Origin of the sequence: Enterobacter sp. 03-F-07-AD-ECC (assembly GCF_047530935.1) — a bacterium.
Taxonomy (GTDB): domain Bacteria; phylum Pseudomonadota; class Gammaproteobacteria; order Enterobacterales; family Enterobacteriaceae; genus Enterobacter; species Enterobacter cloacae.
Genome location: NZ_JBLKBZ010000022.1, coordinates 21,815 through 47,578 on the forward strand (window position 1 = coordinate 21,815; position 25,764 = coordinate 47,578).

At 53.0% G+C, this 25,764-nt stretch carries 24 protein-coding genes; 4 read left to right on the forward strand and 20 right to left on the reverse strand.

Annotated features, from left to right (window positions below; translation table 11 throughout):
- Window positions 1-6: 6 nt before the first annotated feature.
- Window positions 7-498: a type VI secretion system contractile sheath small subunit gene (gene tssB, locus ACMWKA_RS21445; RefSeq protein ID WP_414760596.1), complete on the reverse strand. Its 492-nt coding sequence runs from the start codon at window positions 496-498 to the stop codon at window positions 7-9.
- A gap of 582 nt (window positions 499-1,080) precedes the next feature.
- Window positions 1,081-2,697, reverse strand: a complete 1,617-nt coding sequence (locus ACMWKA_RS21450) for a peptide ABC transporter substrate-binding protein (RefSeq protein WP_335279013.1) — start codon at window positions 2,695-2,697, stop codon at window positions 1,081-1,083.
- Between the two features lie 182 nt (window positions 2,698-2,879).
- Between ACMWKA_RS21450 and mpaA the strand changes: the two genes are divergently transcribed.
- Window positions 2,880-3,593 carry a murein tripeptide amidase MpaA gene (gene mpaA / locus ACMWKA_RS21455; protein ID WP_100168871.1) on the forward strand — a complete coding sequence of 238 codons (714 nt, stop codon included), beginning with the start codon at window positions 2,880-2,882 and terminating at the stop codon, window positions 3,591-3,593.
- Here mpaA and ycjG read toward each other — a convergent pair.
- Window positions 3,584-4,549 (reverse strand): L-Ala-D/L-Glu epimerase, encoded by a 966-nt coding sequence (gene ycjG, locus ACMWKA_RS21460; RefSeq protein WP_414760597.1) that lies wholly within the window; start codon window positions 4,547-4,549, stop codon window positions 3,584-3,586. The two genes, mpaA and ycjG, sit on opposite strands and share 10 nt — an antisense overlap.
- A gap of 107 nt (window positions 4,550-4,656) precedes the next feature.
- Here ycjG and tpx point away from each other — a divergent pair, with 107 nt between their 5' ends.
- Together tpx and ACMWKA_RS21470 are read left to right on the forward strand one after the other, a co-directional pair.
- Entirely contained in the window at window positions 4,657-5,163 is a 507-nt protein-coding gene (tpx, locus tag ACMWKA_RS21465) for a thiol peroxidase (protein ID WP_250181657.1), read from the forward strand.
- Between the two features lie 319 nt (window positions 5,164-5,482).
- Complete coding sequence (locus tag ACMWKA_RS21470; RefSeq protein WP_150056685.1) at window positions 5,483-6,691, forward strand: aldose 1-epimerase family protein; 1,209 nt, start codon at window positions 5,483-5,485, stop codon at window positions 6,689-6,691.
- A gap of 36 nt (window positions 6,692-6,727) precedes the next feature.
- Here the strand turns inward: ACMWKA_RS21470 and tyrR are convergent, their stop codons facing one another.
- From tyrR to ACMWKA_RS21485, 3 genes are all read right to left on the reverse strand, one after another.
- Window positions 6,728-8,269: a transcriptional regulator TyrR gene (gene tyrR / locus ACMWKA_RS21475; RefSeq protein ID WP_013096421.1), complete on the reverse strand. Its 1,542-nt coding sequence runs from the start codon at window positions 8,267-8,269 to the stop codon at window positions 6,728-6,730.
- Between the two features lie 113 nt (window positions 8,270-8,382).
- Window positions 8,383-9,435, reverse strand: coding sequence for a YcjF family protein (locus ACMWKA_RS21480; protein ID WP_020689208.1), 1,053 nt, complete (start codon window positions 9,433-9,435; stop codon window positions 8,383-8,385).
- Window positions 9,432-10,829, reverse strand: a complete 1,398-nt coding sequence (locus tag ACMWKA_RS21485) for a YcjX family protein (RefSeq protein WP_013096419.1) — start codon at window positions 10,827-10,829, stop codon at window positions 9,432-9,434. The genes ACMWKA_RS21480 and ACMWKA_RS21485 overlap by 4 nt, the downstream gene beginning before the upstream one ends.
- A 151-nt stretch (window positions 10,830-10,980) precedes the next feature.
- Here ACMWKA_RS21485 and ACMWKA_RS21490 point away from each other — a divergent pair, with 151 nt between their 5' ends.
- Entirely contained in the window at window positions 10,981-11,991 is a 1,011-nt protein-coding gene (locus ACMWKA_RS21490) for a LacI family DNA-binding transcriptional regulator (RefSeq protein ID WP_013096418.1), read from the forward strand.
- 34 nt (window positions 11,992-12,025) lie between these two features.
- Here ACMWKA_RS21490 and ACMWKA_RS21495 read toward each other — a convergent pair whose 3' ends face one another.
- The 14 genes from ACMWKA_RS21495 to pspB all read right to left on the reverse strand — a co-directional run bounded on the left by ACMWKA_RS21495 (window position 12,026) and on the right by pspB (window position 25,744).
- Window positions 12,026-12,940: an OmpG family monomeric porin gene (locus ACMWKA_RS21495; RefSeq protein WP_038419574.1), complete on the reverse strand. Its 915-nt coding sequence runs from the start codon at window positions 12,938-12,940 to the stop codon at window positions 12,026-12,028.
- 66 nt (window positions 12,941-13,006) lie between these two features.
- Complete coding sequence (locus ACMWKA_RS21500; RefSeq protein WP_414760598.1) at window positions 13,007-14,089, reverse strand: ABC transporter ATP-binding protein; 1,083 nt, start codon at window positions 14,087-14,089, stop codon at window positions 13,007-13,009.
- A 2-nt stretch (window positions 14,090-14,091) separates the two neighbouring features.
- Window positions 14,092-14,769 carry a beta-phosphoglucomutase gene (gene pgmB, locus ACMWKA_RS21505; RefSeq protein ID WP_414760599.1) on the reverse strand — a complete coding sequence of 226 codons (678 nt, stop codon included), beginning with the start codon at window positions 14,767-14,769 and terminating at the stop codon, window positions 14,092-14,094.
- Complete coding sequence (locus ACMWKA_RS21510; protein WP_346720715.1) at window positions 14,759-17,038, reverse strand: glycoside hydrolase family 65 protein; 2,280 nt, start codon at window positions 17,036-17,038, stop codon at window positions 14,759-14,761. Before ACMWKA_RS21510 ends, pgmB begins: the two co-directional genes overlap by 11 nt.
- Window positions 17,032-18,090 carry a Gfo/Idh/MocA family protein gene (locus ACMWKA_RS21515; RefSeq protein WP_414760600.1) on the reverse strand — a complete coding sequence of 353 codons (1,059 nt, stop codon included), beginning with the start codon at window positions 18,088-18,090 and terminating at the stop codon, window positions 17,032-17,034. Before ACMWKA_RS21515 ends, ACMWKA_RS21510 begins: the two co-directional genes overlap by 7 nt.
- 11 nt (window positions 18,091-18,101) lie before the next feature.
- Window positions 18,102-18,890 (reverse strand): sugar phosphate isomerase/epimerase family protein, encoded by a 789-nt coding sequence (locus ACMWKA_RS21520; protein WP_038420918.1) that lies wholly within the window; start codon window positions 18,888-18,890, stop codon window positions 18,102-18,104.
- 18 nt (window positions 18,891-18,908) lie between these two features.
- Entirely contained in the window at window positions 18,909-19,961 is a 1,053-nt protein-coding gene (locus ACMWKA_RS21525; RefSeq protein WP_346720713.1) for a zinc-binding alcohol dehydrogenase, read from the reverse strand.
- Window positions 19,962-19,989: 28 nt separating this feature from the next.
- Window positions 19,990-20,832, reverse strand: coding sequence for a carbohydrate ABC transporter permease (locus tag ACMWKA_RS21530; protein ID WP_013096410.1), 843 nt, complete (start codon window positions 20,830-20,832; stop codon window positions 19,990-19,992).
- Window positions 20,819-21,700, reverse strand: a complete 882-nt coding sequence (locus ACMWKA_RS21535) for a carbohydrate ABC transporter permease (protein ID WP_013096409.1) — start codon at window positions 21,698-21,700, stop codon at window positions 20,819-20,821. The genes ACMWKA_RS21530 and ACMWKA_RS21535 overlap by 14 nt, the downstream gene beginning before the upstream one ends.
- Window positions 21,701-21,723: 23 nt before the next feature.
- Window positions 21,724-23,016, reverse strand: coding sequence for an ABC transporter substrate-binding protein (locus ACMWKA_RS21540; protein ID WP_348569066.1), 1,293 nt, complete (start codon window positions 23,014-23,016; stop codon window positions 21,724-21,726).
- A gap of 15 nt (window positions 23,017-23,031) precedes the next feature.
- Window positions 23,032-24,717 (reverse strand): alpha-amylase family glycosyl hydrolase, encoded by a 1,686-nt coding sequence (locus ACMWKA_RS21545; protein ID WP_414760601.1) that lies wholly within the window; start codon window positions 24,715-24,717, stop codon window positions 23,032-23,034.
- 209 nt (window positions 24,718-24,926) lie between these two features.
- Entirely contained in the window at window positions 24,927-25,148 is a 222-nt protein-coding gene (pspD, locus tag ACMWKA_RS21550; protein WP_013096406.1) for a phage shock protein PspD, read from the reverse strand.
- Window positions 25,149-25,160: 12 nt separating this feature from the next.
- Window positions 25,161-25,520, reverse strand: coding sequence for an envelope stress response membrane protein PspC (pspC, locus tag ACMWKA_RS21555; protein ID WP_013096405.1), 360 nt, complete (start codon window positions 25,518-25,520; stop codon window positions 25,161-25,163).
- On the reverse strand, window positions 25,520-25,744 hold the full coding sequence (gene pspB, locus ACMWKA_RS21560) for an envelope stress response membrane protein PspB (RefSeq protein WP_013096404.1): 225 nt from the start codon (window positions 25,742-25,744) through the stop codon (window positions 25,520-25,522). Before pspB ends, pspC begins: the two co-directional genes overlap by 1 nt.
- Window positions 25,745-25,764 lie beyond the last annotated feature (20 nt).

A 25,764-nucleotide genomic window follows, 5' to 3' on the forward strand; every position in this document is an offset into this window, starting at 1 on the left:
CCCGTTTTATTTCGGGGCCAGGGCACTCATTTCGTTACGTAATTCCTGAGACAGCGCCGGGTCCTTAAGAATTTTCTCGAGCTCTTTTCTGAAAGTGGCGTTATCCAGCAGATTGGACTTGAGGTCACGTAATAAATTACGCATCGCCAGCATGGCACGAAGCTGGGGAATTTGTCGGGCCACCTGTTCGGGTTCAAAATCTTTCATATCTGAAAAGCGCAGCGTCACATTCTCTTCCGTACGCTCACCCGCCAGCGTATTCGAAACCGTCATGTTGACCTCCGGGTTAAATTCCGAAAGTACACTGTTGAGGTTATTTTTGTTGACGTTGATTTTCTTTCTTTCAGATAATGGTCGGCTCTCTTTACCGTTACTGAAATCACCGACAGTGAGTAATTTAAGGGGTAACTCAACTTTCTTCTGTGCCCCTCCGGTATGCAATGCAAGTTTTAAATTAATGCGTGCCTTAGGCACTTCGTTCTGGAACGTATCAGCCATAGCAGTCCCTTTCCTTAAGGAATGTTTGTTGAAGTTAACGACGTTTCTGAATAAATCGATATTAGAACAAAACGCTACAATAGATCAACTACCTGGAATCAAAGGCCAAATTAAGACATTCCTTAAGAATTTTACTCTATAGAAATAAAATATGGTTTTGCAGCATGCCTTTTCATAAAGAAATATCAACCACAACTCCGAAAATAGTCAGCATTAGTGGCTATTTCTGTGAAAAAATGAAGATCCATATCCAAACAAAGCAACGTTATTGATTTAAATCAATACAAGAGAAAATATCTACAGCGCCACCTAATAATATGACCCGCATCAATGTTTACACGCTGCCGCAAGACGCGAAACCCATTAAAAAGTCCAATAATGGACAGTTTTTTTAACGAAATGCAATATATTCAAAATATGAATATTTCTCTTAATTAAAAAAACAGAGCAACACCCAGCTCTGTAAAACACAGTATCAATGCAGCGCCGTCTTCAAGATCTAAAATGAACAGAAAAGCGCTGGCACGTGATATCGGGCCAGCGCAGTATCAGGAGGGGAAATAAATTAGCGGACTCGCGTTTTCAGTGCTTCACAATATACATCGTACGGCTATACGCCACGTCTTCAGGGTTATTGATCGGATATCCCTTCACCCAGGGTTTAATCAGACGTCCGTTGGTGTACTGGTAGATCGGCGCAATTGGCGCTTTTTCCGTGAGGATCTTCTCCGCACGATTGTAATCCGCATTACGGGCTTCCGCGGTGGTTTCAAGCGTCGCCTGATTGATGATCTTATCGTATGCCGGGTCGTTAAAGCGGGAGATATTGCCGCTGTGGGTTGATGTCAGCAGCGACAGGAAGGTCGATGGCTCGTTGTAGTCCCCGACCCAAGACGCGCGGATCACATCAAAATTCCCTGTGTTTCGGCTATCGATATAGGTTTTCCACTCCTGGTTTTGCAGTTTGACGTCTACCCCCAGGTTCTTCTTCCACATCGAAGCCACCGCAATTGCGATTTTCTGATGATTCTCTGAAGTGTTATACAACAGGGTCAGCTTCAGTGGACGCTGAGGACCATACCCCGCCGCCTGCAGCAAGGTTTTGGCCTGCGCGTTTAGCTCCTGCTGCGACATCTGCTCAAACGGTGATGTCTCTGGCGTGAAACCTGCCGTCACATCAGGCGTGAAATGCCAGGCTGGTTTTTCTCCCGTACCTAACACTTTCTCCGCCATAATCCGGCGATCGATGGTCATACTCAGCGCCAGACGCACGCGGGAATCGGCGGTCGGCCCCTTTTGCGTGTTAAATGCATAGTAATACGTTCCCAGCTGCGGTGGCGTGTATACCTGTCCAGGAATATCCTTGAGCAATTTCTGATAAAGGTTTTTCGGGAACGACTCGGTGATATCAATATCACCTGCCAGGTAGCGTTTGGTGGCGGAAGACTCCTGATTGATCGGAATAAACGTCACTTTTTGGAGAACAGTTTTCGCGTTATCCCAGTAGTGGGTATTCGGCACAACGACCAGCTTCTCATTCACCACACGATCTTTCAGCACATAGGCACCATTGCCCACCAGGGAGCCCGGACGCGTCCACTCTTTACCGCTTTCGACGTTCGCTTTCTGAACCGGATAGAATGCGAAGTTTGCCGTCAGGTTGCTGAACCACGGCAGCGGTTTATCGAGCTGAACGCGTAACGTTCTGGCATCCACCGCCGTTACCCCCAGCGTATCGGGCGCGGCTTTGCCATCAATAATCGCCTGAGCGTTGTTGATTCCTGCCAGAGCAGCAAACCAGGCAAACGGCGAGGTGGTTTTCGGGTCAACCAGACGCTGCCAGCTGTAGACAAAATCCTGCGCCGTGACCGGCGTGCCGTCAGACCATTTTGCATCATCGCGCAGGGTAAATGTCCAGATGCGGTTATCGTTACTCTGCCAGCGCGTCGCCACGCCCGGCATCAACTCCCCTTTCTCATTCTGATTAACCAGGCCTTCAAACAGATCGCGAATCACCTGAATCTCGGGTAGCCCCACGGCCTTGGCCGGGTCCAGTGACGCGGGTTCGTCTTTGATGTGTCTGACCAGTTCCTGTTTTTGCGCCAGCACCGTCCCCTTTGGCACATCAGCAGCGTAAGAAAATGACGATAGCCCGCAAAGGCACAGTGCAGAAAAAAGCAGCGAAACAGGATGCTTCATGAGATCCCCTTTAGAAATCGGTAATACGCGAATGCGTAATTATTTGTTTCGAAACGGCGAAATGCAAATACCTTAAGCCGGAAAGGTGATATCTGGCAATCTTCGTCCTTCGATGAAACTATTTGATTAAACGTGGTTTTTGCACAACACTGCGAGTAAGCACTTCTTTATCAGGATTTCCTATGGCAGTTACCCGACCAAGAACGGAACGTGGCGCTTTCCCGCCAGGCACCGAACATTATGGCCAGTCTTTCTTAGGTGCACCGCTAATCTGGTTTCCCGCACCGGATGCCGATCGCCATAGCGGCCTGATTATTGCGGGAACGCACGGCGATGAGAACTCCTCGATCGTCACCCTCTCCTGCGCGTTACGCACCCTTGCACCGACACTACGCCGGCATCATGTGATCCTGACCGTCAACCCGGATGGCTGTCAGCTTGGGCTGCGGGCGAATGCGAGAGGGATAGACTTAAACCGCAACTTCCCGGCGGCCAACTGGCGTGCCGGTGAAACGGTCTACCGCTGGAACAGCTCGGCTGAAGAGCGTGACGTGGTGTTACTGACGGGAGAAAAACCCGGCTCAGAGCCAGAAACACAGGCGCTCTGCCAGTTAATCCACAAGATCCACCCCGCGTGGGTTGTCTCATTTCACGATCCGCTGGCCTGTATTGAAGATCCCCGTCACTCCGCGCTGGGGCAGTGGCTTGCCGATGCCTTTGCTCTGCCTCTGGTCAGCAGCGTCGGCTATGAAACACCGGGGTCATTTGGTAGCTGGTGCGCCGATCTGGACTTGCACTGCATCACCGCTGAATTCCCCCCGATATCTTCCGACGAAGCCAGCGAAAAATACCTGAAACCGATGGTAGATCTTCTGCGCTGGCAGCCTCAGAGATGAAGCACTCCGCTGGTGAAGGTGAGCGCAGGCGAAACGTCAACCGCCAGCCAGGTCGGGCCATCGAGATCGGCAAACCGGACCTGATTCACCAGCGGTAGCGCCGCATTAATCGCCCGGGAAGTACAGAGCATGCATCCCAGCATCAACGCAAACCCCTTCGCCTGTGCCTGCGACGCCAGCGCCAGCGCCTCGGTCAGCCCACCGGTTTTATCGAGTTTGATATTCACCATCTCATAGCAGCCCGCTAAACCGTCGAGACTCTCGCGGGTATGGCAGCTTTCATCGGCGCAGATCGGCAGCGGGTGGATAAAGTTCTTCAATGCCGCATCATCCTGTACGGGAAGCGGTTGCTCCAGCATAGCCACACCCAGATCGGCCAGCAGCTGGCAGCGCGCGGCCAGCCCTTCCGGGTGCCATGACTCGTTGGCGTCGACAATCAGCGTGGCGTCCGGCACCGCCGCGCGAATAGCGACCATGCGTTCACTGATCAAGCGATCGTCGAGTTTCACCTTAAGCAGCGTGGCACCAGCCTCAAAGAGCGCTTTTGCGCTGGCAGCCATCTGCTCCGGCTCGCCAATCACCACCGTTTGCGCGGTAACCACTTTCTCCGGAAGCGTCACGCCAACCAGCGACGGTAAGGATATCTGCTGCCTCGCCGCCTCAAGACTCCACAGCGCACAGTCAACTGCATTACGGGCCGCCCCGGCAGGTAAACGCTGCTGTAACGCCTCACGCGTCAACCCGGTTTGCAGGTCAGGTACCAGGGTCATAATTTGCGCCATCACCGAGGCAAGGCTTTCTCCGTAGCGAGGATAAGGCGTGCATTCACCAACCCCTTTAACCCCTTCTTCTTCTATTTCGACCACCACCACGCAGGCTTCACTTCGGCTGCCACGGGAGATCACAAACGGGGTATGCAATGGCCAGGCTTCTTCATAGACCTTAACGCTTCTCATCACTGACTCCTTGCAGCCCGGTAAGGCGAAAAAATTGGTTTGCCGTGTTATCCGCTGATGGCATACACTAGCCTCGACGTTAACTATATGTAAACAGGAAGATATCTATGTCACAACTCGTTCATTTCCAGGGCAACCCGGTTGCTGTAGCAGGTTCCATTCCTCAGGCTGGCAGCAAAGCGCAGGCTTTTACTCTGGTGGCTAAAGATCTGTCTGACGTCACACTGAGCCAGTTTGCTGGCAAACGCAAAGTACTGAACATTTTCCCAAGCATTGATACCGGCGTCTGTGCCGCATCCGTGCGCAAATTCAACCAGCTGGCCACTGAAATGGACAACACCGTGGTGCTGTGCGTTTCAGCAGACCTGCCATTCGCGCAGTCCCGTTTCTGCGGTGCTGAAGGTCTGAGCAACGTCATTACCCTTTCAACTCTGCGCAGCCCGGATTTCCTGGAAAAATACGGCGTTGGCATTGCTGAAGGCCCACTGAAAGGCCTGGCGGCGCGTGCCGTGCTGGTAATCGATGAAAACGATAACGTCGTGTTCAGCGAACTGGTCAACGAAATCACCACCGAACCTGACTACACCGCTGCGCTGGAATCACTGAAAGACTGATTATTTACAGGCATTTTATAAAGCTTAGCAATGTAATGAAATAAAAGGTTTATTTAAGAATAGACCTTGCGTTCCAAACCTCGCCGATGCGGGGTTTTTTATTGCCTCAATAGCTGAATCGTTAAAGCAAAAACGTTCTAAAATCACATATATCATGAAATAAAAACGATCCATTCTCACCATAACGAGATCGCTAACACATAATAAAGGTTTAAAAACCGCAATTTCTCCGCCAGTGAAGCCCGTCACATTTCCCTTCTCGCCTAAACATTAGATTTGCTTACGTGATAAAAAATCGTTTCAGCAAAAGGGATTAAATATGAAGATTAAACTGGCTTTTACGGTCCTTGCGGTACTGATATCTGGACATGCCGCCGCTAAAACCTGGGTGCTGACAAGCGCTGAAAGCGGCGTGGATAAAGGAAACTGGAAAATTTCCAGCGATGAGCTGAAGTTTCAGGGACAGCCTTTCAGCATCGAGCAAAAAGTCCTGCATGGTGGCAAGCAGGAAGGCAGCAAGGTAATCGTTATCAGCAGCAAAAATGGTCTGACAATTACCCTCAGCCCGACGCGTGGGATGAATCTGCTGCATGTCGAAGGCTTTGGTACCCGAATGGGGTGGGATTCTCCTGTCAAAGAGGTGGTGAATCCGGCCTATATCAATCTGGAAAGTCGAAACGGACTTGGCTGGCTGGAAGGTTTCAACGAAATGATGGTTCGTTGCGGCTATGAATGGACAGGCCACCCGGTCACGGCTGACGGGCAGATTTATACCCTGCACGGCAAGGCGGGAAATACGCCTGCGTCGCAGGTGGAAGTCGATGTTGCTGATGCCGCACCGCATGAAATTCGCATTCGCGGATTAATCAAAGAGAGCACGTTTAAAAAAGCAGATCTGCAGACGATGACCGAACTGCGTTACGTACCGGGCAGCAACCAGTTCAGCCTGCATGATGTTCTGACTAACCATGCTGATTATCCTCATGATTATCAGATTATCTATCACAGCAACTTTGGTACGCCAATCCTCGAAGAAGGTGCCCGCTTCCTTGCGCCGGCCGCCAGCATTGGTCCTTTCAATGACTATGCCAAAGCGGGTCTGGATAACTGGCAAACCTACGCTGGCCCCACTCAGGGCTTTGATGAAATGGTCTTCAATATCAAACCGCTCGCGGATAATAATCATGAAACCCTGGCGGCAGTGGTCAATAAAGCGGGAGACAAAGGTGCGTCAATTCAGTTCGACACGCGGCAGTTGCCTGTCCTGACCTTATGGAAAAATACCGATACGCTCAAACAGGGCTATGTCACGGGTATTGAGCCGGGAACCAGCTACGCCTATCCCGTCACCATCGAACGCGAGCAGAAACGCGTTAAGCAGTTACAACCTGGCGCCAGCACGCAGTTCGACCTGACCTATACCCTGCTTCACAGCAAGGAACAGGTGAAAGAGGTTGAACAGAAAATTGCGGGGATTCAGGGAGAGACAAAAGTCGAGGTAGTTACCACGCCTCTGGCGAAAGAGTAAGTGCAAAAAAAAGCCTCTTTACAGAGGCTTTTATCGTTATTCGTCACCCTTCTTGTGGTTGAGTCCATATTCACGAAGCTTATTCGCAATCGCGGTATGGGATACCCCCAGGCGTTTTGCCAGCTTACGCGTGCTTGGGTAGCTGCGATAAAGCTGTGTCAGCACGGAACGCTCGAAACGGCTCGTAATATCATCCAGCGAGCCTTCCATCGCCTCTTCGCCCACCGATACCGTACCAGCATCGTAATCCGGTAACAGGATATCCTGTGGACGCAACTCGTACCCTTCCAGCTGCGTCAGCGCACGATAAACGGCGTTTTTCAGCTGACGAATATTTCCCGGCCAGCCGTAGCGCGTCAGCACCGTACCCAGATCGGCTGACAGTTTCGGACGCGGTACCCCCTGCTCGTCGGCGAAGCGTGCCACAAACAGCTCCGTCAGCGGAATGATATCTTGTGGACAATCGCGCAGCGGCGGAATGTTTAGCGTCAACACGTTCAGTCGATAGTAGAGATCTTCCCGGAACATCCCTTTCTGTACCAGCTCAACGAGGTTTTTCTGAGTGGCACAAATCACGCGCACATCCACGTGAACTTCGTGATCCTCCCCTACGCGACGGAAGGTCCCATCGTTCAGGAAGCGCAGCAGTTTGGCCTGCATGCGCGGCGACATTTCGCCAATTTCGTCCAGCAGCACGGAACCGCCGTTCGCCTGCTCGAAGAAGCCTTTTTTGCCTTCCGGGGCGTGGCCAAACAGCTCGCTTTCGACGGCATCCTCAGGAATAGAGGCACAGTTCAGCGCCAGATACGGTTTTGCCGCGCGTGGGCTGGCAAGATGCACGGCGTGGGCCAGCAGATCCTTCCCGGTCCCGGTATCGCCGGTAATCAGCAGCGGCGCGGTCAGGCTGGCGAGCTTACGGGCCTGATCGACCACATGACGCATTTTCGGGCTGACGGCAATGATCTGGCTGAACGCTCCCACATCCTGGCTGGAGAGATTTTGCAACTGACGGCCCATCCGCACGGTAGAGCGCAGCATGATAACGGCCCCGGTCAGAACGCGAGTGTCGTTCTCTCCTTTCAGGTACACCGGCGTAATCTCCATCAGGAAATTCTGCCCGTTGATCACCACATGCTCGCTATGCGTATTTTGCGGGTTGCTGTCCAGCCAGCGCTGGAAATTAAACCCCGGGATCAGCTGCGCGGCATGGTGATGAGTGAGCTTGTCCTGACTCTGGGCGAACAGCTGGCAACTCGCATGGTTTACCCGCTCAACTTTGCTTTTCAAATCCAGTGACAGGAAAGGCTCTGGCATGGCTTCAAGCAAGGCGCTCAGGGCGAGGTGCTCGCGCTCAGACGGCATCCAGGGAATGGTGCGTACATCCGTAACGCCAGCGATACGGCGGATTTCAGCCATCAGGCTGCTAAAAGTATTAAATTCAATTTCGGCAAAATTGAGGTAAATTCGCCCGACAGGATCAATCTCGATGCCACGTAAATCAATGCTACGTAAAACAAGGAGATCGAGTAACTCGCGGGTCAGACCGAGACGGTCTTCACAGAAGACTTCAAGACGCATGGGAAATTCACCGTTTTAAGCCAATAACCTTAAAATGATATGTCAGAACACGGTGATGCGGAAGATGGCTGTCAAGAAAGATTGACAGCCAGCACGATAAGTAAACAAACCGGTTACTGAACCGGTTTTTTATTGAGCGTCTCTTTGAGCTGCCCAATCAATTCACGACGAAAATCGCCCAGGCGCGGTTTATCTCCGTCGATCCACGGCAGTGGTCGGCAGACTTCCATCGCTTTAATGCCCAGACGTGCGGTTAACAACCCTGCCCCAATTCCCTGCGCGGCACGCGCTGAGAGACGGGCCGCCAGATCCTGCGACATCCAGTCCATGCCGACTTCGCGCACCAGCTCACTGGCACCTGCAAAGGCGATGTTCAGCAACACCAATTTAAAGAGCCGCAGCCGGCTGTAGTAGCCAAGCTCAATACCGTAAAGACTGGCGATACGGTTTATCAGGCGCAGGTTACGCCAGGCGATGAACGCCATATCCACCAGCGCCAGCGGACTGACCGCGATCATCAGCGTTGATTCCGCCGCAGAGCGGCTAATCTCGCGCCGCGCCTGAGCATCCAGCACAGGCTGCACCATATGCGAATAGAGCGTCACCACCTCCCGGTCATTTTGCGTTTCGTGAATGGCGGCATACCAGCGCTGCAGTGCCGGGTGCGACTGGTCAATCCCCGCCTGCGCCGCCAGCTTTTCGCAGAATGCCCGGCCTTTTCCGGTACCGTGGCTGTGCAGCAGATCGCGTGCTTCATCCCGTTCATGCGCACGCTGCCTCAGACGCCACAGTCGACGCCACTCGGTGACAACCGACCCTACGCCTGCCCCCACGATCAACGCCCCCGCAGCACAACCGCCCAGCGCCACCCAGTCCTGGGTTTGCCAGGCGTTGATACCCCATTGCACGCCTTGTCCCACCACGCTTACGCCGAAGAGCGCCAGCCCGGCCGTGACCATCTTACGCCACAGGCTACGTTTCGGACGTAAAGCAGCCTCAACGACCGCTTCCGCCTGGCCCTCCTCAACGGACGGCTCGTCAGTCAGGGCCGGCGCAAAATGTTCTGCCTGCTCGCCGCTGAACGTCTGCGCCGTTTTAAAGGCCTCCTGCTGCGCCTGCTCAAGCGTCCCGGTAAAGTCAATGCGGGGTTTTAACGGTTCCGTCATCGCAATTTATCTCCAATCAAAAACTCCAGCGCCGCATCCAGACGAATGTGCGGTAATGGCTGATCGACGGTCATGACCTGTGGGCGGAAGGCTTCAAACTGGAAGCCCTGACTCTGCCAGAATGCCTGCCCCGGAAGGCGTGCAGGCACTTCGCCCGGATACACGGTCAGCGGTTCGCCGTCGCTGAGGCGATTCCCCCGCAGGGCCGGGATTTTCTCGCCGTTAAGATCAATCAGCCCACTTTGCGTCGCCTGTACGGACGCCAGCCCAAGACAATCCATGCTGATCCCTTCGAACGCCGCATTTTGCCAGGCGTCCTGCACCAGTTGCTGTAACAGCGACACCATGTTGGCATGCTGATCAACCGTTACGTGATCGGCTTTGGTTGCCGCAAACAGCAGTTTGTCGATCACCGGGGAAAAGAGGCGGCGAAACAGCGTACGCTGTCCGTAGTGAAAACTTTGCATCAGTTGCGTCAGCGCCAGGCGCATATCGTTGAAAGCCTGCGGCCCGCTGTTAAGTGGTTGCAGGCAGTCCACCAGTACAATCTGACGATCGAAACGTAAAAAATGGTTTTTATAAAAACCTTTCACCACTTTTTCACAGTAGTAGTTGTAGCGCTCGCGCAGCATACCGGCGTTGGTGTGTTTGTCTGCCTGCGCCAGTTTTGCCTCTCCGACGCCATCCACGTCGGGCCACGGGAAGAACTGCAGCGCAGGCGCACCCGCCAGGTCGCCCGGCAAAACAAACCGTCCCGGCTGGATGAAGTGCAGCCCTTCCTGTTTGCACTGATGCAGATAATCCGTCCAGGCTTCGGCAATCGCCGCCAGGCGGTTCTCATCTGCGGGCGCCAGCGGATCTAATCCTGCGCATAACTGCCGCCATTTTGCCGACCACTCCGCGCGGTGACCCTGTAACAAACCGGTCATTTGTCGCGACCAGCTGAGATAATCCTGCGCCAGCATGGGTAAATCGAGCAGCCATTCGCCCGGGTAATCCACAATCTCCAGATAGAGCGTGGAGGTATCCTTGAAGTGGCGCATCAATGATTCATTGGAACGAAAACGCAGCGCGAGACGGATTTCACTCACCCCTCTCGTGGGTGTCGGCCACGCGGGTGGGTCACCGTAAAGCTGTGCCAGCCCTTCATCATAGGTAAAGCGAGGGATGCCGAAATCGCGCTGGGGAACTCGCTTAACGCCCAGCAGACGCTCTTCCCGCACCGCACTGAGCAGCGGCAGGCGTGCCCCGGCGTGCAGGTTCAGCAGCTGGTTAACCATCGCCGTGATAAACGCCGTTTTGCCACTGCGGCTAAGCCCGGTGACCGCCAGACGCAAATGGCGATCGACGCCGCGGTTCACCAGAGAGTTGAGTTCGTTTTTAAGTCGCTTCATCGCCGTCCTTCGTCGCTGGAAGCCTGGAATGACTTGCTTCAGAATACAGTAAATGGGGGCAGATCGTTGATTATCAATTCATAATTATTGCTATTGCCGTTTTTTCTCCAGTAAGATGAACGACATTGCCGTCCCGGAGTGAGTAAGGTGTATGTCACCCACCATCTATGATATTGCGCGCGTTGCTGGTGTTTCTAAATCAACCGTGTCCAGAGTGTTGAATAAACAAACCAATATTTCTCCTGAAGCGCGAGAGAAAGTGCTGAAGGCGATTGAAGAGCTAAATTATCAACCAAATAAACTTGCCCGCGCTCTGACCTCATCTGGCTTTGACGCCATTATGGTGATTTCCACCCGCTCAACAAAAACCACTGCCGGTAATCCTTTTTTCTCCGACGTATTGCACGCCATAACCGCCAAGGCGGAACAGGAAGGGTTTGATGTTATTTTGCAAACGTCAAAGAGCAGTGAAGATGACCTGCTAAAATGCGAAAGCAAAATAAAGCAGAAAATGATCAAAGGGGTCATTATGCTGAGTTCGCCTGCCAATGAATCCTTTTTCTCACGGCTCGATATGTACGGTGTGCCGGTAGTCGTAATCGGTAAAGTTGAAGGCGACTTTCAGAATATTTACTCCGTCGATACCGACAATTTTCGTGACAGCGAGATGCTGACCGACACGTTTATTAAAAACGGGCGGAAAAAAATTGCCTGTCTGCATGCGCCACTCGATTATCACGTGTCTATTGATCGTCTCGCGGGTTATAAAGCCAGCCTGGAAAAGGCGAATATTGCTGTTAACCCGGACTGGATCATTGATGGCGGTTATACCCACGAGAGCGCACTTTCAGCGGCCATTACGTTGTTGTCTTCTTCCACCCCACCGGATGCGGTATTCGCCACCGACAGCATGAAATTGCTGAGTCTTTATCGCGCTGCGGATGAGTTAAATTTGATGCTACCTGAGCAGGTTGCCGTGGCGGGTTACAGCGACCCGATGCTCTCCCTGATTCTGACGCCTGCGCCAGCTGGATTTGATATTCCCACCCGCAAGCTGGGCGAAGAGAGCTGCGACCTGCTTTTCAGGCGTATCTCCGGTAAACCCGCCCCGCATAAGGTGCTGATTGAAACCCACTTTTCGTTCGCTGATTCCCTTCGCTAAAACCAGGGGCTGATAGCCCCTGGTGAACAGCCGATCAGAAGGCGTAATTCACGCCCACGCCCGCATAGTGGAATCGATCGCTTTCGCCTTCATCGTGGTTTTCCCATTCATAGGCATACTCCAGCGTCATTGAAAGACCGTTATTGAAATCGTAGGCATAAAGCAGGCCCAGACGGTTGAAATCATGCCCTTCACGCTCAGGATCGTCTTGCCAGTCCCAGTTTGACCAGCGGTCGAGCCCCAGGCGGGTATACGGCGTCAGCGTGGTATTGCCTAATGAAATGGGTAAATAGGCGCGGATCTCCTGCGTTGAAAACTCACCGTTATTACGTGAACTGTCCATATTAAAACCGCGCTCTAAATAGTAATTCACTTTTGCCGCGAAGGTTTCATTAATGGTCCAGGTAAAGCCCGTTTCTGTTTCAACGCGACTGTCGGCATAACCCGTTTTTTCCAGGTCGTTGGCAAACTGATACATGGCAAACCAGCCGCCGAAACGCCAGTCATCGCTTAACTTAATATCCCAGTCTGGTTGTATTTTGTAGCGCTGCATATTCGCGCTACCGTCTTTCGCGCCGTGTTCATCTTTGAAATGATAACCGTAATTACGGAAGCCGCCGGTCAGGCCGAGGGTAAAATCATCGGTTCCAATAAAACGATAGCGCAGCTCGAATTCGGGACGATCAAAATAGGTCCCGCGGGTCATACTGCTGTAATCAACGGGGCCTTCCTGATACATGGCAAGGGAAATCGTCCACGCATCCCATGTGGCGTTAAACCACACGGAGGGTTCATATAATCCGTCTTTATCATCCCCCTGACCTTCGACGTTTTCAATTTCATACATGGCACCTATATTAAAATTCCAGTGTGGTGCCGGTTCTGAGGCGTGTGCGTAGCTGACCCCTGCGCATAGAATAAGCGCAGCACTTCTTAGTAGAGTACTCATTAAAATATTCCTTTATAATGGACAAACAAAAAAACCGGAAATTAATATTTCCGGCGAACATTTTTATTATCTGATTGCCGCTTCTGTTTCCGCGTCAAAAAAATGACACTTATTCATATCGAACTGAATGCCGATATTATCCCCTGCAGCATAATCAGTGGCAGCCCCTGCCCGGACGACCAGTTCGTGGCCCCCGACGGTGGCATACAGCATAAATTCAGCACCGGTCAGTTCGGCAACGCTGATTTTAGCGGCAATCACCTCACCGCTGGCTTGCGAGGTGAAAATATCCTCCGGTCTGATGTCAAAGACCACGGCTTTACGTTGATACCCCTGAGCGTTAAGTACCGAGAGCATATCTTCGGGGATCTCCAGACGCAGCGTTTCCGTCACGAAGAAGCGTTCATTGATCGCCCCCCGAATAAAGTTCATTGCTGGCGAACCAATGAAACCTGCCACAAACATATTTGCCGGTTCGTTATAGACCTGCTTCGGCGCGCCCACCTGCTGAATGTATCCATCTTTCAGGATCACAATGCGGGTTGCCATCGTCATGGCTTCGGTCTGATCGTGCGTCACATAAATCATGGTGGTATTCAGCTTTTGATGCAGCTTGCTGATTTCGGCACGCATTTGAACACGCAGTTTAGCGTCCAGGTTTGAGAGCGGTTCATCCATCAGGAAGACGCCCGCTTCACGCACAATCGCCCTGCCTAACGCCACGCGCTGGCGTTGGCCACCCGACAACGCACCGGGCTTACGCTTGAGGTAATCGCGCAGTCCAAGAATCTGAGCGGCCCAGTTAACGCGCTCTTCAATGACGGCGGGAGCGATCTTCTGCATCTTCAGCCCAAACGCCATGTTGTCGTACACCGTCATATGGGGATACAGCGCATAGTTCTGAAAGACCATCGCGATATCCCGGGACTTGGCCGGGACATCATTCATGCGCACGCCGTCAATCACCAGCTCACCGGCGCTGATCTCCTCCAGCCCGGCAATCATGCGCAGCGTCGTCGATTTACCGCAGCCCGATGGCCCGACGAAAACGATAAATTCTTTATCCTCAATGTCGAGGTTGAAATCTTTGACCACATGGACCTGGTTGTCATAGATTTTCTGGATATGTTTTAGCGATAGTTGCGCCATTCTTAATTCCTTATCTGTACCGTCCGGGAAGCCCAGAAATCTGTCAGGCATTTCCAGGTCAGCTCCCGCGTTGAATGAAGTTGAAGTCCCGCATGGTTGAGGCCTGCCCCTATTCCCACCGACAACATTCCTGCGGCGTTGATCGCCTCAACACCTGAGGCGGCATCCTCAATCCCGATGGCCTCCTCCGGGCGGACGTTAAGACCCGCGCAGGCGGCAAGGAAGATTTCCGGGTCCGGTTTGGAGCGGGCAATGCGGGACGCATCGGCACAGAAATCAAACGCCCTGTGGATCCCCAGCGCCTGCAAAATGCCGGGAGCGTTAAGTGAAACAGATGCCAGCCCAATTTTGACGTTTGCCGCGCGTATGTCGGCCAGCACCTCACGAATGCCCGGGAGCAGTGACGCTTGCGTAAGCGAAGCCAGCGACTGGACATAGAGCGCGTTTTTTTTACACGCAAGCGCCAGGCGCTGCTGTTCGTCGAACGCGTCTTCTTTGCCACCGTGACGCAGGATCCGCTGCAGGGAGTCCATGCGGCTAATCCCTTTCAGCGTTTCATTGAAGGCTTCATCAATGGTGATCCCGACCTCCTTCGCGACAGCGCGCCAGGCCAGGAAGTGCAGATGAGCGGTGTCGGTGATCACCCCATCCAGATCGAATACAACGGCATTAAGGTTCATCTCTTCCCTCCGTGGTAGCGGTCCCAGCAACAGACGTAAGAAAATCCTTGCAAGACAAGACCTGCCGTCCCGAAAGCTGGAGGGTTTTACCCCAGAGCGTTAGCGTGACGGGAGCAGAACTGGTCACCGTAAGTGCCTCTTTCGTAACGATGAAGTGCAACTGCGCATTCTGCCAACGCAGCGGAAACGCCAGCCTTTGCCAGTGCGCAGGCATCCTGGGTGCCAGATGTAACTCCCCGTCCACGATCTGCAGCCCGGCAAATCCCTGAATAACGCCTGACCAGATCGCACCCGTTGCGGCAGCATGAATACCGTCATCACTGCTGTGCGGATCGTCGCCCAAATCGATAGCAATGCCATCACGCCAGAAGGCGTAAGCCCCTTCTGTATCACCACAGCGCGCGTTCACAATGCCGTGGATGACTTTGCTCAGGGATGAGTCATGAATAGTGCGCGGCTCATAGAATGCCAGGTTGGCCGCGCACTGCTGCGGCGTAAAGCGTTCCGGCAACAGGTAATTAAGCATTACCACGTCGGCCTGTTTGAGGATCTGCATCTCGTTAACTTCAGCGCGCGAGTAATCCAGCAGAATGGTCTGCTTGCCCGCTTTGGCTTTATAGCGGCTCAGATCGATCGCTGGTTTGGACATGAAGGTGTCATCCTGCGGTATGACCCCGTCGGCGTTAGCCTCGGGCAGCCATAAGCGCGACAGGAACCGTTGCGCATTTTCCGTAAAACGCGCATCTTCACGCTCAAACATCGACATAAACCGGCAGGCACTGGCGACGTTGTGCCACGCCAGATAGTTGGTGTAGGCGTTGTTATTTACGTGCTCCGTGTATTCATCCGGCCCGATCACGTCATGGATCTCCAGACGGTCGCCAACTTCCGTCGCGCGTCCCATCCAGAACAACGCGGTTTCCATGAGCAGCGTCAGGCCTTCATTGCGCATAAAGGCATCATCGTGCGTTGCCTGCCAGTAGGCGACAATGGCCCACGCGATATCCGCCACGATATGATGTTCAGCCAGCGCGGAGGCCACTTTCTGACGAACGCCCGTGCGGATGTTGATCGCTGCGAATTCCGGCGTCTCTTCCTGACCGCTCGCGGCACTCTCCCAGGGGAACAAGGCGCCTGGCCAGCCGTTCCGGCGTGCTTTTTCCCGGGCCCCCGGCAGGTTAAGCCACCGGTAGCGCAGCAGACGACGGGCAACATCTGGTCGGGTAAAGAGATGGAAAGGCAGCAGGAAAATTTCGGTGTCCCAGAACACGTGGCCTTTATAGCCCTCCCCGGTCAGGCCCTTGGCCGCAATACTGCTCCGTTCATCATGGGCAGGCGTCATGGCCGTGAGGTGCCAGACCGCGTAATCCAGCGCCAGCTGATCCTGATGTTCGGTCGACGTAACGTCCACCCGGCAGTCATGCCAGACCTTTTTCCAGGCGCACGCCGCGCTTTCGACTAACGCAGCATACCCTCTTGTCGCGCAGGTTTTGAGCTCAGCCAGAGCATTGCGGGCAAACGTGTCCTGTGAAAGCGCTTTATCGCTGCGATGCGTCACCCAGACCAGCTTCTCAAGCGTGACAGTGTCACCCTGAGCGACCTTCACGGCGTGATGAACCGTGATACGCCGGTTTTTCGCGGTAAAGCAGCTGTCGCTGGTGGTTGAGAGACGACAGCATGCCGATATCACCACATCCGCAGCACGATCCTGCGTTTCATACACGCCCTGCATGTAGTATTGGTCAAAGACTCTGACCGAGATTTCATCCAGATGCTGACGGCCGCTGTTGGTTTGCGTCGCATCAATCCCCGTGCTCAGCATAACGTCTGATGCGGCATCCAGCGGAGTGACGGAGAGCTGCATTGCCACCAACGGCAGTTGATCCAGTGAGACAAAACGGCGGCTTTCCACACGGTAGCGCTTTCCGTCTGGCGAGCGCCACACTACGCGACGACGCAGTTCGCCATTGGCAAAATCCAGCTCCCGCTGCCAGTCAATAATCTCCCCTGACAGCAAGGTGAAATTGATGCCGTCCAGTTCGATATCCATGCCGATGATGTCAGGCACGTTGATCAGCTCGTTGGTCTCATTACGACCAGCACGATGATAAAGCCCGGCAAGATACATTCCCCGGGTCTGCTGCGTGTAGTTTTCCTCATGCGCCGCACGTATGCCCATATAGCCGTTGCCGCAGGCCATGATTGACGCGTATTTATTGAGGCTGTGAGGGCAAAAAACCGGATCGTTTAATACAGACAGGTTCAGCATAACGTTACGCTTTCCCCTTTTTCTGCCGCCTCGTACAGTGCGGCGACCAGTTGCTGGATCACCAGCCCTTGTTCGGCATCGGCAATCATGACCGGCTCTCCCATGACGTGACGGACAAACGCATCCATGCTGCGTAAATGCCGCTGATCGTCTGCCTCTTCGCGCAGGGTTAGGGTCTGCAAAACTCCGCCTTCATCGGTGTAAATATGGGCCGGGAACAGCGTCGCCCCCGCTTTTTCACCGCAAAAAGCGACATTCATGATGGACTGCTCGCGGATGTTGAGCGCAAAGGAGGTATCCAGACGCAGAATGCCGCCATTGCAAAATTCAATCGTCCCGAACAGGGCATCTTCAACGGTAAACTGTGCAGGATCCCATTCACCAAACTGGCCACAGTTTTTGCGGTTTCCCAGTTTTTGAAAGCTGTGCGCCGTCACGCGTTTTACCGCCGGGAAACCCAGTACATACATCGCGGCGTCGAGCATATGGATCCCAATATCAATCAGCGGCCCGCCCCCCTGCAGTGCTTTATTGGTGAAAACGCCCCAGCCGGGAACGCCGCAGCGGCGCAATGCCTGCGCCGTAGTGAAGTAGATTTCGCCCAATGCCCCGTTCATTACCGCCTCACGCAGCAGTTGCGTATCACGTGCAAAGCGGTGGTGAAAATCATAGGCCAGCACTTTTCCCGCCGTTCGGGCCGCCACACGCATCCGGTCGGCTTCATGTGACGTCATGGCCGGGGGTTTTTCGCACATTACATGGCACCCGGCTTCCAGGGCTGCCATCGCATGTTCAAAATGAAAACGGTTGGGCGAACAGACGCTCACCACATCCGGTTTGACCGCCTGCAGCATTTCATTCACGTCCTGCCATGCCGACGGAATGGCATGGCTTTCAGCAAACGCCTGAGCCTGTTCAGGATGGCTGTCCATGACAGCCACCATCTGAACATCACTGCGCGTGGAGTAATACGAGGCATGCACTTTGTCCGCGACCTGCCCGGCACCAATAATGGCGACACGCAGAGGCGAAGGTGTTAAGGCACTCATCACGCTGGTCATCCTTAGCATTCACGCAGATAAGTGAGAGAATCCTGATAGGCCTTCGCAGGATCGTCAGCGCGAACGCGGCACTCGTAAACAACGTAACCCTGATAACAATCGGCACGCAGCTGGTCGAACAGAGCGGCAAAATCAAGAGAGCCGCTTCCCGGCTGATAACGATGGTTATCGGCAATATGCACATGGCCCAGCAGGTCCCGGTTCTGGTGCAGCGCTTCCGTCAGCGAGTCTTCTTCAATATTCATATGATAGAAATCGCCGATAATCTGAACATGTTTCAGCCCATTCTCTTCGATGTAACGACGTGCATCCGCGAGGGTGTTGATCATGTGATCCTGATAGCGGTTCAGCGGCTCCAGGTAAACGGTGGTGCCGGTGCGCGCCGCCACCTCGTCCAGCCAGCGCAGCGAGGCGCTCACCGCCTTGCGGTCTCCTTCAAGGCTACGCGGCGACGTCATCGGCGGCAGGCGGAAGGTAAACATCCCCCAGGCAGCAGGAACAACGATTCCTTTACCGCCCACCTCTGCTAATGCTTCAAGGATACGTTCGATCTGCGTTAATCCGTTCAGGCGACGCTCTTCGATGAAGTCACCAATCCAGCCATCGTACCCGCCGCAGGCCGTGGTAACCGGCAGCCCTGTAGCCTTAATGGCCGCTTTAACCTCTTCAAGGTTCTCCACCAGCAGCTTGCCGTCTATCTCATACCCATCAAAGCCCATAGCCTTGATGTATTGAAATTTTTCCAGGATATTGGTCGGGAAAAAGGCCTGGTTTTGCGTTGCGATTTTCATTTTCATGCTCTCCTTAGCTCAGAACGTGACGCCCATTTTGATACTCAGTTCAGGATGCTGATCGACATAGGTCATGTAGCTCTCAGCGCTGGTGGTAAACGTTACGACCGGGTCGATTAAATCTTCGCAATTGAGATAGCCGTTCATCAGCAATTCCCAGCAGGACTCTTCAATACGCTTACGGTTCCAGCGTGGGTAATCAGGATTTGGTTCGCTGCAGGCGCGGGAGAAGACAATTTTCGCATTATTGAAATGCGCTTCGCGGCCGAGGTTAAAGCCTTCCGCGAACGGTTTCGCAAAGGCCACGTATGAGATGGTGCCGCCGTAAGCGAGCCCGCGCAGCGCAGACTGCAGCGCATCAGCAAAGCCGCTGGTTTCGATAATCACATCCGCGCCCTGCTTGCCGGTCAGTTTTTTGATTTCCAGACCAACATCCGTGCCAATCGGATCCAGACAGTAGTCTGCCCCATGGCGACGGGCGATGTCGCAGCGGTGCGCGATAGGGTCGACACCGATAACGATTGACGCACCGGCTTTCTTTGCCAACTGGATGGCAATCTGACCAATCGCGCCAAGCCCAACGACGACGACAAAATCCCCTACCCGCACATTGGCGTCACGTACGCCGCTCATTGCAAATTGTGCCGGGTCGTAGCAGACCGCATTTTTCCAAGAGGCGCCCTGAGGCATTTTGCGCAGTTTGTAGTTGTTGACGGCATTCACAATGACCGTTTCCTGTAGCGGTCCATAACAGCAAACGCGGTCTCCGACACGGTATTCCGTTACGTCAGCGCCACACTCAATGATGTCCCCGACAATCATGTTCCCGAGCTGGAATTTACCAAACTCGATCCCGCGAGCCGCCCCCTCTTCACGCGGCGTAAACAACTGCCAGTCAGGGTTAAACTCTTCATCGATAAACGGACTCGCCGCCCTGAAATCCACCACTTCGGTGCCGTGTTTCGGTGCGCCAAAGCGGGCGCGAATTTTCACTTCATGAACGGCAACGGGACGGTCTTCATATTCGACCAGCGCTGCCACACGCGGCGCTGTCGCAACTAACTTCTTCATTACTCACTCCTTGTTAAAATTGGCCGCCTCAGCCCTTAACGCCACCGGCGGTCAAACCACTTTTAATAAAACGTTCAGACAGCGCATACATGATGACCACCGGCAGTGCCGTCACCAGCGATGCCGCCATCATGCGGCCCCAGATGTAATCTGGCGTACTGAAAAGGGTGTTCAGCCCTACCGGCAAGGTGAAGTTGCTGGCGCTGGACAGGAAAATGGAGGCAAACAGATAGTCGTTCCACGCCACCATGAAGCAGTAGACAAAGACCGACACCAGACCCGAAATCGCTAACGGAACGGTAATGCGAAAGATGATTTGCAGGCGGTTAAGGCCATCCATCATCGCGGCTTCTTCTATTTCGTCCGGGATAGTGTCGAAATAGCTGCGCAGCATAAATACCGCCGTGGGTAACGTCTGAGTCACCATGGTGATAATCAGCGCCAGTTCGGTGTCATAGATGCCGAGCGCGGTGATGATTTTGAACAGCGGCACCACCAGCAGAATCCCTGAAAACATGTAGACGGTGTAGAAGCTGGCGTTGATCGTCGTGCGCCCTTTAAAACGCAGTTTGGATAAGGCGTAAGCCCCCAGCGTGCCGAGAAACACGGCAACGATCGACGAGGTCAGTGACACCACCATGCTGTTACGGAAGTAATCCACAAACGGGAAAATCAGCGGGTTAAAGATGTCGATGTAATGCTGTAACGTCCACTCCTGCGGCAGAATGGTCGGATGCAGCGATATCGCCTCTCTGGCGCTTTTAAAGGAGGTCATCAGCATCACGAAAAATGGGAACAGCGTGATGATCAGGAACGCCGCGAGCCCCAGATAAAAACCAATACGTCCCAGTACGCGTTTATTTGTTGCCATTGAGATTTACCCTTTTTCTGGTCAGCAGAATGACGGCGAAAATGATCACAAACAGCACCACTGAGATAGCCGCAGCTTTACCCAAATCGTTAAAGGCAAACGCCGTTTTGTAGAGATAGACGCCCAAAATATCGACTTTGGTAGTCAGCAGGTACACGTCCGCAAACATGTAAAACATCCAGATGGTTCGCAGCGTGATGACCGTGGCCAGCACCGGCATAATCGCGGGCAGCGTGACGATGCGAAAACGTTGCCAGCCATTCGCACCATCCATTTCTGCGGCTTCGTATAACGATTTATCAATCGTTTGTAAGATCGCGAGAAACGAGATAAACGCATACGGGAAGTAGCGCCAGATGGCGAATAGCACCACCAGCACAAAGCTGCTGCCGGGGTTGTCAAACCACAGCGGTGCCTGGTCATACAGATGCAGCAGGTCTACCCCCAGGTAGTTCACGATGCCGTAACCGTTGTTGAACATGTATTTCCAGGCAAACACCAGTGAAATAGACGGCGTGACGTAAGATAAAATCACCAGCGAACGCGCCGTTTTGCGCAGCCGAAACTCCCGGTTAAAGAAGATGGCGACAGCCAGCCCTAGCCCCGTGCTACCTATCACCACCAGGGCCGTATACCAGAAGGTCATCCACAGGGAGTGCCAGAACGCTGCATCACTCAAAATACGGATGTAGTTATCCAGCCCAACAAACACCGCGCTAATGCGCGGGTTGAGCGGCAAGCGTAAGAAACTGATTTCAATGTTGGAAATCATTGGCCAGGCCACAAGGCCCCCCAGCAAAATCAGGCTGGGGGCCAACAGCAGCATGGCGAAAGGCATATCTGAACGACCAGAAAACAACGTCTTCATAATTTCCTTCCGCAGAAGCGCTCCTATCGTTGTGAAACCAGGTCAGTCAGGCGTTTCTGGCTGTTGCTTAACGTGGTGTTGAGGTCTTGCTGACCTACCGTCACGTTATGCACCATCGAACTGATGATGCCGGAACCTGTCACGTCGCCCATGCGGGTAAAGTTTTTGTCGCCCACGGCCCCAAATACCTGCACATTCGGGAACTGTGCGATCAGCTCATACGGCAGTTGACCAAAGGCTTTGATGACCTCGTTGTTTTTCCAGCTCTCGGTATCCACCACCAGTTTGTTCACCGGTAACGCCGCCCCCGGAGACATCATGACCCAGTCCGAGGCGTTTTGAGCCTGCTCCATCCAGGTCACAAATTTCTCAGCGGCTTTGGTTTCTTCTTCAGTCTGGCCGGTCGTGATCGTCAGCGACGTCACCATGCCGTAAACCGCAGACGATTTTTCCGTTGGAACCACGAAGCCCAGGTTGGCAGGATCCCCTTCTTTAAACACGGCAGGCAGAATATAGGTGGAGTAAACCGCCATTGGCGCAGAACCGTTCATGAACGCGTCTTTGATCTCCATGACGTCGTTTGAGCCTGGCATCGTGTTCTTCGCCAGTTCTTTATAAAACGCCAGCGCGTTTAACATTTCAGGCGTATCGATCTGGATGTTGCCCTGCGCGTCGAAGACGTTTGCCCCACCTGAAAGGGCAAACTGGGAGAAGGCCTGCTCGGTCATGACGCTTTCAGCGGTTGGAAGCGCGATACCGTAGTGTTTCTTAGCCGGGTCGTTGAGCATCTGACTGGCTTTCAGCAGCTGTTGCCAGTTATGCGGCTCTTTAATACCCGCCGCGGCGAGAACATCTTTGTGGTACCAGACGCCTGACAGCCAGGCGCTAATTGGCACCCCCGTCCACGCGGTGCCGTCTTCCGTGCGAACAACACGGAGAATGCCGTCATAAAACGTCTTTTCACCGACGGCTTTAATGGCTTCGCCAATTGCGTCACGGTCCAGCAACTGCTCTTTATCCATCACTTTTGCATAGTCATGGCTGACCTCAATCACCTCCGGCAGTGCGCCGGTCCGCGCGAGGGTAATGACCTTGGTGTTGTATGCATCCTCTTCCACCGGCACCTGTTTCACCGTGATGGAGGGATTCTCTTTCTCGAATTTCTCAATCAGTTTCGTGATGACGGCCTGACGCTCCTGCTCCACCGACGAATGCATAAACTCGATGGTCACAGAAGATTGTGTGTCGTCCTTGCAGCCTGCTAACAGGGCGCACGAAACCAGTGCTGAAATCAGCACAATTCTCGGCATTTTCATTGTTAAGGTCCTTTTTTAGTTTTCTTTAATCCACATAACCTGCCATGGATTTAGGGTCAACGTCGTATCGTTAATATTGATCCCGGTTATTAAATCTTTTCCTGTCTGACTATTTGAAGGGAGGTGTTGAATATCATTACTGAAATTAAAGAGCGCTGTTATTCGCTCGCCGTTATCGGCAATGCGAACTATTTTCAAAACATGCTCCCCGGATGTTTCAAAGCGCGCCTGACTGTCCGGGTGGAACGCTTTTTCCTGACGGCGTAACGAAATTAGCGCACTCAATCCAGAATAAACTTTATGACGAAGGCTATTAATATCGTCGAGTTTATGATCAATTTCACCGGACTGATATTTCTTTCGGTTTATTGCTCTATTATACCCTAACCGCTCCACACCCTCATAATCATTACGGGAGCCAATAATACTCTGAATATAGATTGCAGGCACACCCGGGAAACTCAACAGAACGGCATGAGCCAGAATAAAACGGGCGATGCGCAGAGTATCTTCATCCTTCTTAGCACTTAATGCATCCAGATAGGTTACATTGATTTCATACGGGCTGCGCGTACCGTCAGGGTTATTTTTCCAGTTAACCAGCGCGCCTTCCTGCTGGAGTGTTTCCACCAGCGACAGAATTTCCGATTCCGGTAAAATTCCGCGTAACGGATTAAGTCCGATCCCGTCGTGCGAGGCCAAAAAGTTAAACCAGGTGGTTTGCTTTGACGGCAGTTCCAGCGATGTGGCCCACTGACAAAGTGCCCGTACATCCTGACGATGAACGGCATGCAGAACCAGTGGTGGCAAGGAGAACTGATACACCATCTGGGCTTCATTCTTGCCGTCACCAAAGTAAGAAACGTTGTCTTTATGCGGGACATTGGTCTCAGTGATGATCACCGTACCCGGTGCCACAGCGTCCGTAATGGCGCGGAAGAGCTGAATCAAACGGTGCGTTTGTTCAAGATGGATGCAGCTTGTTCCGGGGATCTTCCACATAAAGCCAACCGCATCAAGGCGGATATAGCGCGCCCCTTCCATCAGGTAATGGAGAAGCACATCCACCATTGCAATCAACACCTCAGGAGAGGCGAAATTGAGGTCAATCTGATCATCGCTGAAGGTCGTCCACAGATGCCGAACGCTTCCATCATCAAGTGTAAAAGGTGTCAGGAGAGGCAATGCGCGAGGCCGTGTCACAGCAGATAAATCAGTTTGCGGATCCACGGAAATAAAGAAATCTTCATAGCCCGGTTTTTGCGCAAGATAATGAGCGAACCATTGGCTTTTCGCTGACATATGGTTGCAAACAAAATCGAACATTAAACTGGCATATTGTTTTAATTCAGCAACGTCTTGCCATGCTCCCGTTTCAGGCGCAACGTCATGGTAATCGATAACGGAAAAACCATCATCAGAGGACCACGGGTAAAAAGGTAAAAGATGCACATGAGAAAATGAACGAGAAAGCCATTTGTTATAAAAACGGGTAAAAACAGGCAGCGCTTTCTCCCCTTTATTGTAGAACTGATCGGCATAGGTTATCAGGACGATATCTTTTTCATCCCAACCGGCTTTACGCTTTTCGGTAATAACAGCAGCAGCTCTGGAGATTTTCCCTGACAGTGTTTCACGGTGCGCCTCAGAAAACGATTCGCCGTAAACAAGATTGATTAAATTTTTAATTTTATCGTTCACTTTATTTTTCCATGGTAGCGGTCCCACGAAACGCAATCTACTCCCATGAAAAATATCTGTCAACGGACCTGAGGGGGTAAAAACGTCTTCTCAAGGCAACTCAGCGCAGTAATGTGAGCTGCCGCAAAGAAAGACAGAAAAGGAAGAAAACGAAGAGAAATGCCGACAGCCCTCCTCTCATAAGAGAAAGACTGCGGTATACGCGGAGATCAGGATAAGTATCGACGGGAAAAACGTTTGGCCAGTTTTTGCAGCAGCGGCTCCAGCGCCACGGCCAATAACAGTCTTACCGGCTTACGGGCAACAGATTTTATTGCCCAGCCAGCCACGCCTGCCGGACCATAACGTAACGCCGTCAGCAGGACCAGTTTACCTGCGATTTTCAGGCCGGGTTTTACCTTCTGACCGGCCTGTTGCCAGTTTTTGTTCATCTATGTTCTCTCTTAAAGCTGACGAAAACGACTTCTCAGCGTAAAGGTATCAGACGTGACGTAACGTTCCATTTCGCGCAACCGCTTTTCACCTGCGGCGAGTTCAGCATCCACCTGGTTCAGAATGTCACTACTGCTCGGTGCGCCTTCTGCAGCCAGTTCACCTTCCGGCATGGGGTCGAGCACAAACGACAATACGATGTACGCCACCAGAGTGATAAACGCCAGACCGAAGAAAATCGATAACACCGTTACCACGCGCACCAGTTTAACCGGTACATCCAGATAGTGGGCAAGCCCCGCACAGACGCCGCGAACCATGCCCTGCTGTGGGATCCGCCACAGCTTTTTATTCAGATTCAGTCCTGACATTAACGCTCCCTCCAGTTCGGGTGTTCCGCATCCAGGATAGCTTCCAGCGCCTGAATACGTTCACGCATCTTGTTCGCCTGATCGGACAGCTGTACCAGACGTTGTTGCTCGCTCTGGGAAAGGGCGTCCCGTGAAGAACGGTTGCTGTAGTGCAGCCATAACCAAATCGGCAGCACGAACAGCACGAAAATGGTCAGGGGAATAGCGAGAAAAAGCGCGCTCATGTGTACTCCTTGTCGTACGA